This is a genomic window from Kitasatospora acidiphila (genome assembly GCF_006636205.1).
Lineage (GTDB): Bacteria > Actinomycetota > Actinomycetes > Streptomycetales > Streptomycetaceae > Kitasatospora > Kitasatospora acidiphila.
This window is the reverse complement of record NZ_VIGB01000003.1, coordinates 1169414-1179855: the sequence shown is the minus strand read 5'-3', so window position 1 is coordinate 1179855 and position 10442 is coordinate 1169414. Positions and strand designations below refer to the sequence as shown.

General features: G+C 69.7%; 10 protein-coding genes and 2 pseudogenes. 7 read left to right on the top strand and 5 right to left on the bottom strand.

Annotation, left to right across the window (positions count from 1 at the left end; all coding sequences use genetic code 11):
• Positions 1-33: 33 nt before the first annotated feature.
• The gene (locus E6W39_RS06150) at positions 34-1092 is read right to left on the bottom strand and encodes a PDDEXK family nuclease (protein ID WP_141637572.1); all 1059 of its coding nucleotides are present in this window, start codon (positions 1090-1092) and stop codon (positions 34-36) included.
• A gap of 36 nt (positions 1093-1128) precedes the next feature.
• Positions 1129-2220 (bottom strand): restriction endonuclease, encoded by a 1092-nt coding sequence (locus E6W39_RS06145; RefSeq protein WP_141632648.1) that lies wholly within the window; start codon positions 2218-2220, stop codon positions 1129-1131.
• Between the two features lie 260 nt (positions 2221-2480).
• On the opposite strand from E6W39_RS06145, the gene E6W39_RS06140 reads away from it, so the two are divergent.
• Positions 2481-2693 carry a helix-turn-helix transcriptional regulator gene (locus tag E6W39_RS06140; protein ID WP_141632647.1) on the top strand — a complete coding sequence of 71 codons (213 nt, stop codon included), beginning with the start codon at positions 2481-2483 and terminating at the stop codon, positions 2691-2693.
• Positions 2694-2743: 50 nt separating this feature from the next.
• On the opposite strand, the gene E6W39_RS06135 is transcribed toward E6W39_RS06140, so the two are convergent.
• A complete protein-coding gene (locus tag E6W39_RS06135) occupies positions 2744-3892 on the bottom strand; it encodes a tyrosine-type recombinase/integrase (RefSeq protein ID WP_228717993.1) in 1149 nt (382 codons plus the stop codon).
• Positions 3893-3987: 95 nt separating this feature from the next.
• On the opposite strand from E6W39_RS06135, the pseudogene E6W39_RS06130 reads away from it, so the two are divergent.
• Both E6W39_RS06130 and E6W39_RS06125 read left to right on the top strand, forming a co-directional pair.
• Positions 3988-4152 (top strand): annotated as a pseudogene (locus E6W39_RS06130) (pirin-like C-terminal cupin domain-containing protein); the annotation flags it as partial.
• A 208-nt stretch (positions 4153-4360) separates the two neighbouring features.
• A complete protein-coding gene (locus E6W39_RS06125; RefSeq protein ID WP_141632645.1) occupies positions 4361-4966 on the top strand; it encodes a serine hydrolase domain-containing protein in 606 nt (201 codons plus the stop codon).
• A gap of 48 nt (positions 4967-5014) precedes the next feature.
• Here the strand turns inward: E6W39_RS06125 and E6W39_RS06120 are convergent, their stop codons facing one another.
• A complete protein-coding gene (locus E6W39_RS06120; protein ID WP_141632644.1) occupies positions 5015-5638 on the bottom strand; it encodes a TetR/AcrR family transcriptional regulator in 624 nt (207 codons plus the stop codon).
• 102 nt (positions 5639-5740) lie between these two features.
• Between E6W39_RS06120 and E6W39_RS40295 the strand changes: the two are divergent.
• The 3 genes and pseudogenes from E6W39_RS40295 to E6W39_RS06110 all read left to right on the top strand — a co-directional run.
• Positions 5741-6193, top strand: a pseudogene (locus E6W39_RS40295) (cupin domain-containing protein); the annotation flags it as partial.
• Positions 6194-6244: 51 nt separating this feature from the next.
• Positions 6245-7066, top strand: coding sequence for an alpha/beta fold hydrolase (locus E6W39_RS40290; RefSeq protein ID WP_220140346.1), 822 nt, complete (start codon positions 6245-6247; stop codon positions 7064-7066).
• 131 nt (positions 7067-7197) lie between these two features.
• On the top strand, positions 7198-7455 hold the full coding sequence (locus E6W39_RS06110; protein WP_141632642.1) for a GyrI-like domain-containing protein: 258 nt from the start codon (positions 7198-7200) through the stop codon (positions 7453-7455).
• Between the two features lie 54 nt (positions 7456-7509).
• Here the strand turns inward: E6W39_RS06110 and E6W39_RS39100 are convergent, their stop codons facing one another.
• The gene (locus tag E6W39_RS39100; RefSeq protein WP_181799746.1) at positions 7510-8031 is read right to left on the bottom strand and encodes a hypothetical protein; all 522 of its coding nucleotides are present in this window, start codon (positions 8029-8031) and stop codon (positions 7510-7512) included.
• On the opposite strand from E6W39_RS39100, the gene E6W39_RS06100 reads away from it, so the two are divergent.
• Positions 7955-10393: a DUF4132 domain-containing protein gene (locus E6W39_RS06100; RefSeq protein ID WP_228717992.1), complete on the top strand. Its 2439-nt coding sequence runs from the start codon at positions 7955-7957 to the stop codon at positions 10391-10393. The genes E6W39_RS39100 and E6W39_RS06100 overlap by 77 nt on opposite strands.
• The last annotated feature ends 49 nt before the right edge of the window (positions 10394-10442 follow it).

The following is a 10442-nucleotide window of genomic DNA, read 5'->3' as shown; positions in this document are numbered from 1 at the left end:
GAGCGGGGAGGCCGACCACTATGCTTCGCCAGCTCAGGAACGCGAGAGGGAACTGGGCTCGTAGCGCAGCTGGTATGCCCGCACGCCACCGCCGTTCATCCGGTAGATCGTGATCGTGGAAAGGAACTGCTCCTTCACCTCCACGGTGCGCCGTCGCTCCTTCTCCTCGACGTCGCTGATCCACTCCTCCACCTGCTCCGGCAGCTTGAAAGCGAGCTCGTAGGCACCCTCTTGGCCAAGCGGTGACAAGGTCCACTCCGCCGACCCGCCGCTGCCCCGTCGCCGGATTCGTACTGCATGGTCCGGCTGGGCGTCCGCGTACGAGGTGAATGCCAGGTGATTGTTGACAGCCAGCGGCAGGATGAACGGCGCTGAAGGGAAGCCCAGTAGCAGCTCGGCACCGCCGTTTCGCCGCAGCGCGTCAGCGAAGTCAGCGATCACCGCCGCGGCCTCTTTTCGGAACCTGTCGTCCGTCGGCACCGCCGACGACAGCAAGCTCGGAGACGCGGTCCAGGTCCCCAGCCTCTTGCGCAGTTCGGTGCGCAACCACGTCACCGGGAACGTCGCCGACTTCCCGAGACCGCCCTGTGCCTGCTCCAGGGTCCAGGCCGTCGTGCCGATCGTTCCCAGCAGCCAGGCGAATGAGGCACCCGACATGTCTACCAGCGAGATCTGGTGGGCCACGGCGTACTTCTGAGCATCCGGCGTGAACCCACTGGTCGAGAACAGGGCGTACGCGTAGTGGTACCGCTGCCGTGGTCTCCTGCCGGCGTGTGTCATGAAGTTCTCGTTGACGTCATGCAGCACACCGTGAGCGTTGCGAACGATCTCCAGTCCGCAACGATCCTGCTTGAACTTCGCTTCCAGGAAGAGCCGCACGGGCATCGAGAAGGCCGGCGTGAAAGCGAATTCCCCCAACGCGTCCACTTGGTGCAGCGCACCCCGGCCCCGGACCCGAAGTGTGTTCCCGTCGGTCACCAGTTCATCGGGATCCTGGCTCGCATGCACCAGCAGGCGATAGCCGGAGGAGCGTAGGAGCCAGGCAAGCGCCTCCTCCAGGAGGTACCCCTGCAGTACGGCACCCTTAACCATGGTCAACCCCCGCACACTGCCAAGACAGTGTCCGGGTCACCGGCCGTCCTCGAGTACTGCAGCGAGCGGCAACCCGTCCTCTGCCCATCGCTGCAGCTTCTTACGGTCGACCAGGTGCACGAATGCGTTCTCCCTCGCCGCCCAATCCCGCGCCGGCTGTGTGATGTGACGATTCGTCACCACCATAGCGATTGAGGACGGGTGCATGACTCGCGATGCCCCCGCGATGTCCCGGATTACCCCCTCATCAACCTTGCCGTTGCCGCCCTCGGAGTGCTTCACCTGGACGACGACGGGTTGCCCCAACTCGCCGAGAGCAATCACATCCATGCCGTGGTCCCCAGCCTTACCACCGCGCTGAGTGACACGGTAGCCATCGCGGTCGAGCAGGTCGGCCACCAGGTGCTCGAACTCGCTGAAGTGCATGGTGTCGATGTAGTCGAGGTAGGCGGCGGTTCGGGGAGCGAACGCTTGTGACTCTTCGAGCTCGCTCAGTGCCCGCTTCAGCTCCAGAGTGACCTCTCGGGACCGATCGAACCGGTCCAGGCATAGCTGAGCCTCCTGTCCGTAGCGGAAAAGGAGCTTTCGCGACGGAGCGTAGAACTCGGACTCCAGGATCGGGGAGGCGGCATGGATGAAGACAGACTTTGCACGTTCCATGCCCCGCGGGTCGATACCCGGATTGACGGCCTCCGCTTCACCGTTCTGGTCCAGCTTCGCTTCCGTGTAGACGGACAGGCCGTGGAACCAGTCAGCGAAGTAGTGAACCAGCGCTTTCCGTCGCGAGGATTTGGGGTCCAACGCCAGAGCGGCCAGAAGGTTCGAGCGTAGCTGAATGGAAGCCCGCTCGACGGCATCCGCCCACTCCTGGAACTGGTTCGCCATGTCGAGATACAGCAGGGCCTCGCGGCGCTCGATCGAGTTCTCGCGCAGTCCAGCCTTCATCTGCGGCATCCCGAGCGTGAATCGGCCCAGGAGTTCATCAGGGGGGACGATGTCATCCCGTCGCGTTAACGCCTGTGTCAGATTTCCCGCGGCCTTCGCCAGGTCGGCCATCTGATCAGCCCCGGCTGCTGGTGGAAGCCTGCGTTCCGTTGTCCCCAGGCCAGCCGTGCCCGCCTCGTTCATCTACGCCCCTCCGTCGTTCCCTACGGCACGAGAGGCTACCGGCGGGGAGTGACAAGAGGGGCCTTGGAACGTCCGATACGGCCCTGACCTGCGCGGTTCGGACTGGCGCAGTCAGGCGTCCCGTGCGATCGCTGGGGCCAAGTGGCTCGAGTAGAACCGAGGTATGACCAGGCAATCCACCCGATGGGGCGCAGGCCTCTTACCGGATCAGGGCGGCGGCGCCAAGTTTGCGCCTTCTTGGATGATCTCGGGCAGATCTGTTGATCGAGAAGGAGGATGCATTGCCCGAGCAGTTCATGAGCGTTAAACAAACCGCAGAGTATCTGAATATGTCTGTGGCCTGGGTCTACCGCGAAGCCGCTGATGTCGGACTTGTGCCGTACCGCTTCGGGACGGGCAGGAACGCCAAGCTGCAGTTCAAGATCTCGGAAGTACAGGCGTGGGTCAACCAGCAAAGGATCTCTGCTGGTTGACTGTGCTGACGAGGGTGGGCCAGCCCAACCGGGCTGGCCCACCGCGGTGTTCAGGCGGCCAGGTCGAGGACCTGGGCCGCGCGACCGATGGAACCGGGCATCAGGTGGCGGTAGATCTTGAAGGTGACGTCGATGCTGCGGTGCCCCATCCACTCGGCGACGTCGGTGATCGGGATGTTGTTGCCGAGGCAGTTCGAGGCGAAGAAGTGGCGCAGGCCGTACATGACCATGCCCTCGGGGATGTCGACCAGGCCGGAGTCCTTGATCCTCCGCCACTGGTTCTCGATGGTCCACCACTGCATCGGCTTTGAGATGTCTGTAGGGCGGCGGAGGAGGTACCCGTCGACGGTCCCGTAGGTGTCGGCGTACCACTCGATGGTCTGCCTGGTGTAGGCGGGCAGCGGGACATCGCGGTACTCGCCATCCTTGCGGTGCTTCAGGCGTGCGAATGTGTGGGTGGTGTGGTTGACCTGTTCGTGGACTCGATAAATGTCGTCCGCGACGATGTTTTTGACGTTGACGGCATACGCCTCGCCGTTGCGGAGGCCGCACCCGCTCATCAGGTCGGCCACCACGCGGAACGCGTCGTCTCCTGCGGTGCGGAGCTCCTTCACCTGGCCGATCGACGGGATCACTGCCCGCTTGGGGTCGTACTGGGGCGGCTTGACGCCGTCGAGTGGGTTGTCTTCGTAGAGGCCGAGTCGATGCGCGTCCAGCAGGATGGCCTTCAGCTTGTCGAAGGTATTGGCCTGTGTGGCGAGGCCGGTGCCGTTGCGCTCCATGGTCCGGATGAATGCGTCTACGACCTTGTGATCGAAGGTGCCCATCCGACGACTTCCGAACTCCGGGAGCAGATGATGCGTCAGGAGCGAGTCGAGGTGTTGTAGCGAGCTCGGGCTCAGGTGCCGCTGGCCCTTCTTCCAGTCCGCGACGTACTCCGAGAACTGCATGCTGCCGTACTTCTGGATGCGCTCCGCCTTGCGCTGGCTCATCGGTGAGTTCTTCCGAGCCTGGTACACCTCGGCGAGCCGGGCCTTCGCCTTGTCCTGGGTGGTGAAGCCGCCCTCTTCGGTCTGGCGGCCGGCCGCGTTGCGGTAGCGGATCTTGTACTCGTGCGGGCACCTGCTCCACCGCGACTCGGGGTGCTCGCACTCCTTGAAGAACGTGCCCATGCCGCGGATGAGGTTGGTGGTTGCCATGATCGGTTCGAACCCCCGGGAGTCTTGCTGACCTTTTGCTGACTCTGGAGGGTCCACCGAGGCTCTGAGCTGGGAAGAACCGCCAAATACGTGGTATGTGGTGGAACTTCGTGGGCCGCTCCAGCGAGGAGATCGCCCAGGCGCGGGAGGAGTGGGAGCGGGGGGACCGGTTCGGCGAGGTGCACGGGTACGCGGGGGAGCGGCTGCGGGCGCCGGAGCTGCCGGCGGTGGGGCTGAAGCCGCGGGGGAGGGCGCGCTGACCCCGGCGGCGTGCTGGTCCCGCTTGGCAGCTGCCGCCGGAGGTTCCCAGAACCCGCTGCCCGCCTCGCAGGCGTGAGTGCCGCCTCACGGCTACTGGCAGGGGGTTATCCCCATGGCAGAAGGGGGACTTGCCCCAGTCCCCGCCGGCCGGCCGGGCGGGAGACTGGCGTTCGACGCCGAGGACGCCAACTCTGAGGGGTAGTAGTCATGTTCGAGCAATTTCGGGCGGCGCGTCGCCGGTCGGCCGCAGTGCTCGCCCTCGCCGGTCTGCTCGGCGGCTCCCTGGCGGTGTGCGCGGGGACGGCGCAGGCCTCCCCCGCGCACACCGCCGCGGAGCCGCGGGCCGCCGCGGACCCCATGGGCCTGGCGGCCCTCGCGCAGCAGGTCGTGGACGCGGGCGCGCCGGGCGTCGTCGTGCGCGTCGAGGACGGCCACGGCCGGGTGACCGAGATCGTCCGCCAGGCGGCCTGGGCCCGCTTCGACCGGGCCCTGCTGTTCGGCAGGCTGCTGCCCGCCGCCCAGCTCGGCGAGATGAAGACCACGGTCCCCGAGGACCCGAACGACCCGTCCGGGAACGGCTACGGGCTCGGGCTGCGCAAGGTCGTCTTCCCCTGCGGCACGGTGTGGGGCCACGACGGCCAGGCGGCCGGCTACAGCAGCGTCGCCTACACCGACGCGGCGGGGCGGGGCACGGTGACGATCCTGGTCCCCACCATCTTCGGACTGGCCGCCCCGGCGGCAGCCGCTGCCGAACGGGCCCTGGAGCAGGCGGCGGTCTGCACGGTGCTCGGCGAACCGGGCCCTCGGGCGTAGCCGCGCACCGGGTCCGTTGCCGCTGCGGGGGCGGCCTGGGGCAGTGGGTCAGCTCAGGTCGGAGCCCAGGGCGACGCGGGTGAGCGTGGTGGCGGTGTGGACGGCGCTGGCGATGGCCTCCTCCGCATCGAGGCGGAGCAGGTCGGTGAGGGTGAACAGGGTCTCGGCGCTCAGCACGACGGCGAGGTCCCGCTTCAGCTGCGCCAGCGCGGCGGGGTCGGTGCCGGGGGCGTCCGCGACGGGGGCGAGTGCGTGCTCGATGAGCCCGATCCGCAGGGCGGGGCGGGTGGCGGCGGCCTCGGGGCGGGTGATGGTGGCCGCGATCATGGCACGGGTGGCGCCCTGGTAGGCCAGGACGTGCCGCAGCAGGTGCTCCGTCGCGGCGGCGACGCGCGCCACCGGGTCGGTGGAGCCGGCAACGGCGCTGAGCGCCTGTTCCGGGGTGGGCCACTGGTCCGCCATCGACTCCCGGAGCAGGCTGGCCAGATCGGGGAAGTAGCGGTAGGCGGTGGCCTCGGAGACCAGGGCCGCCTTGGCGACCTCGGGCATGGTCACCTCGTGCCCGGTGCGCATCAGCTCGGCCGCGGCCGACACGATCGCCGCGCGGGTCCGCAGCTTCTGGTTGGTGCGGCCCTTCGCGCCCTGGCGTGTCTTCGGTTCCGTCTCCTGCATGACGCCACTCTAGCAAGTGGACTCCAATGATGAGAGAGCACTTGCACGATGAGATGCGACCGCCCTACAGTCATGAGAGTCAGCTCTCACAAAGGATCGACCATGACACCAGACGTCTCCGTCGTCGCTCCCGGCGGCGGCGAGGTGATCGACCTCGGGCAGGCTCGGATCCGCATCCTGGAAGACGGCACCACGACCGCGCATCGGCTCGGGATCGCCGAGATCACGATCCCCGCGCACACCCAAGGGCCGCCCCAGCACCGCCACGCCCAGCACGACGAGGGCTTCTACGTGGTCTCCGGCACCGCCCGCTTCACCGTCGGCCGCGATGTGCACGAGGCGCCGGCCGGAACGCTGGTCATGGTCCCCCCGGGCGCTCCGCACACCTTCGCCAACCCGGGCGACCAGCCGCTGGTCATGATCAACACCTTCACCCCGGACCTGTACGTCCAGTACTTCCGCGACCTGCGGGACATGATCACCGGCGGCCGGGCCATGACCGCGCAGAACATCGCCGAAGTGATGGACCGCTACGCCACGACCGCCGTCCCCGATGCCGACGGCCCGCTCGCCACGCCCACGATCGAGCAGAAGGAAGCCAACCCCATGACCGTCTCCGCCCCGACCGGCACCACCCGCACCATCGAGCTGCACCACGGCCCGAGCGTCACCGTCCAGGAGTTCGGCGAGCACCGGCACGGCACCGGCGTGCTGATGCTGCACGGCGGCGCCGGACCGCGCTCGATGGCCGGCTTCGCCGCCGGCATGTCCCAGCACGCCCACGTGCTCGTCCCGACCCACCCCGGCTTCGACGGCACGCCCCGCCCGGAGGGGACCGACACCGTCGCCGACCTGGCCTGCGCCTACCTCGACCTGCTCGACGAACTCGGCCTGGACGAGGTGATGGTCGTCGGCAGCTCGGCCGGTGGCTGGATCGCCGCCGAGATGGCACTGCGCGACAACCGCGGCAGGATCAGCGCGCTGGTCCTGCTCGGCGCCACCGGCATCACCCCCGAACCCCCGCTGGCCATCGCCGACCCGGCCGACCTCGGCCCGGTCCGTACCGGCGAACTGGCCTTCCACAACCCCGACTTGCGCCCCAACCCGGCCGCGCTCAGCGACCAGCAGAAGGCCGCCATGGCCGCCAACCGGCGCACCCTGGCCGTGTACGCCGGCGACCCGTTCTGCCACGACCCGAAGCTGCGCGGCCGCCTGCACCGGGTCGGCGTCCCGGTGCTGGTGCTCGCCGGCGAGCAGGACGGCATCGTCCCGCTGGAGTACGAGCGCGCCCTGGCCGACTCCTTCCCCCGCGCCACCTTCCGCCCGATCCCCGAGGCCGGGCACTTCCCCCACCTCGAGCAGCCGGACGCGGTCTTCGGCGCCATCGGCGACTTCGTGGCCACCGAGCTCAAGCCCGAAGGCAACTGACGGCCAACCGTCGCGGCCGTCCGCCCGCTCGACGTCACGAGCTGGTTCGTGGGCGCGGCGATCCTGCACGAGGACGGGCCGTCCCGCACGGGCTCAGGCCCCGTGGAGCACCAGGGGGCGGGTTCGTCCCAGTGGACGCGGACGCGCGCCTGGTCGGCCGCATCGACTCGCTGGTCGTGCCCGGTGCGGAACTCGCGATCGCCGTCCACCGCGGGCCCCTGAACACCATCGACCTCACCTTCGGTGACCTGGGCGTCTACGCCGCGCGCCACGAGATCGGCGTCGACGGCCCGCTGCGCGAGTACTACCTGCGAAGTCCCCTCGACGTGCCCGACGAGGACGACCTGGTCACCGAGGTCGGCTGGCCCATCTTCCGCTCCAACGGCTAGCGTCCGTGCCGCGGTGGCGGCCAGGACGCCGCGGCCCGCAGCACGGTCGCGTTGTCACTGGTGGCCCGTACTGTCGGCGGCATGGCAATCGTGATGTTCGTCGACGAGACGACGGCGGGGGACCGCAGCGACGGCTGGGGCCTGGAGATCGCCGAGGAGCGGCTCACCGTGGGTGAGTTGATCCGGCGTCGGGTGTTCCAGGAGGTCGCTGAGTACAACGCGCGCACACCGCAGGTGTTCCAGGGGCTCGTGCAGCCCGAGGACGCCGAGCGCGTGCTCAACGGCTATGTGCTGCGCACCCCCCGTCGGATCGACCCCGAGGCGCAGGCCGAGCTGGCGCTCAAGGCCTTCGCGGGCAATGGCTTCCTCGTCCTGGTGGGGGACCGTCAGGTCACCGACCCGGCCGAGGAGATCGAGCTCGCGCTCGGCACGGAGGTCACGTTCCTGAAGCTCGTCGCGCTGGTGGGGGATGACGATGGGGCAGGCCGAAAAGCTCAGGATGCTGATCCGGCAGCGCGCCGCCGCGGGGGAGTCGACCGAGCTCGCCGTCGAGCTGCTGAAGGCCGCGGCCGTCAACGGGGGCAGCTGGACCGGGGTGCTGGCCGACGTGCCCGAGGAGCTGCGCGCGCTGCCGCCCGAGGCCCGCACGGCGCTCGCCGACGCCCTGGTGGCGCAGTACCACTCGGCCGAGGCGGGCCCGATCGCCCGCGGCAACGCCCTGACCCTGGTCGGTGTCGTCACGCGTGGCCTGCCCGGCGACCGGCTCCCGGTGGAGCGCCTGGAGGCGCTCGACGAACTCGGCCGCCAGAACTCCTTCTGGTACGGCATGCGCTACGAGGCCCTCGCCGAGGCCGAACTCGCCGCCGGGCGCGCCCTCGCGCCCGCCGTCGTGGCCGCCTTCCGGCGCTCGGCCCTGGACGCCTACCGGGACGAGTCGGTCGCCGCGCTGGCCCGGAAGCTCACCGAGCCCGTGCTCAACGTCGGCGAGGAGTGGGCCGAGCAGGCCATGCGGGACACCCGGGGCGCCCCCGGCTGGCAGGCCCTGCTGCGGCACGCGACGACCGCCACCGCGGCCAAGCCCACCCGCACCTGGGAGCAGCAGGCCCGCGCCCTGATCGAGCCCCTCGGCGCCGACCTGGTCCGCTCCACCCTGCTGCCCTGGCTCACGCTGGTCGGCCGCCGCACGTTCCAGCTGGAGCGGCGGCAGTACGAGGCCGACATCAACAACGCCTACGACCCCTGCAACGCCAATGCCCTGCGCGGACTGACCTGGCTGCTCGCCCTGCTGCCGCCGCACCCGGACACCGCCCGCGCGCTCGGAGCGCTGGTCGAGACCTCGCTCAAGAAGGTCGCCGGGCTCGGCCCGCGCAACCCGAAGGTCGCCAACGCCGGCGTCACCGCGCTCTCCCGCATCGACGGCGAACCCGCCCTCGCCGAACTCGCCCGCCTGGCCACCCGGGTGACCTACAAGGGCACGGCCAAGCTGCTCGACACCGCCCTGGAGAGCCGGGCCGAGGCGCTGGGCCTGTCCCGCGAGGAGATCGAGGAACTCGCCGTCCCCGCCTACGGATTGACCGAGGTCGGCCGCGCCGAGCGGCAACTGGGCGAGGCCACCGCCGTCCTGGAGGTCCAGGGCGGCAAGGCGGTCGTCGGCTGGCGCAACGCGGCGGGCAAGGTGACCAAGAGCGTGCCCGCCGCCGTGAAGCGCGACCACGCCGAGGAGCTCAAGGAGTTGAAGGCGGCGGTCAAGGACATCGACAAGATGCTCGCCGCCCAGAGCGAGCGCCTCGACCGCCAGTTCCTCGCCCGCCGCAGCTGGCCGTACGCCGCCTGGCGCGAGCGCTACCTCGACCACCCCCTGATCGGCACCCTGGTCCGCCGGCTGCTGTGGACGGTCGACGGCACGACCGTCGGATTCGCCGACGGCGAGCTGCGCACCCTCACCGACGACCCGGTGCGCGAAGGGGCCGAGGTCCGGCTCTGGCACCCGGTGGGCCACGAGCCCGCCGCGATCGTGGCCTGGCGTGACTGGTTGGAGCGGCACGGGATCACCCAGCCGTTCAAGCAGGCCCACCGCGAGGTGTACCTGCTGACCGACGCCGAGCGGGCGACGGGCAGCTACTCCAACCGCTTCGCCGCCCACATCCTGCGCCAGCACCAGTTCAACTCACTGGCCGCGATCCGGGGTTGGCGCAACCGGCTGCGGCTGATGGTCGACGACTCGGCCCCGCCCGCCACCCGCGAGCTGCCGCAGTGGGGGCTGCGCGCCGAGTACTGGATCCACGGGGAGGGCGACGGCTACGGTGAGGACACCACCGAATCCGGCAGCTATCTGCGCCTGAGCACCGACCAGGTCCGCTTCTACCCGATCGACGCCCCGGAGAACTCGGCGCACTGCTCCGGCGGCGAGTACCAGATGTGGCTGGGCACCGGTGCCGCCCCGGTGGAGTCCCTCCCGCTCGCCGACATCCCGCCCCTGGTGCTGTCCGAAGTCCTGCGCGACGTCGACCTGTTCGTGGGTGTGGCCAGCGTCGGCAACGACCCCACCTGGCAGGACGGCGGGCCCGAGGGCCGCTTCCGGGAGTACTGGACGCGCTACGGCTTCGGGGAGCTCAACCAGAGCGCCGAGACCCGCCGCGGGCTGCTGGAGCGGCTGGTACCCCGGCTGGCGATCGCCGACCGCTGCACCATCGAGGGCCGCTTCCTGCACGTGACGGGCGAGCGCCACACGTACAAGATCCACCTCGGCTCGGGCAACATCCTGATGACGCCGGACGACCGGTACCTGTGCATCGTTCCGAAGGCCGACCCGGGCGCCGCGCAGACCGGGTACCTCCCCTTCGAGGGCGACCGGACGCTGGCGGTGATCCTCAGCAAGGCGATGCTGCTGGCCGCTGACACGAAGATCGCGGACCCGACGATCCTCAGCCAGCTGTAGCGGGTCGCGGCGGCCGTCGCGGGCCGGCGGCGGTGGGACGCCGGCGGCC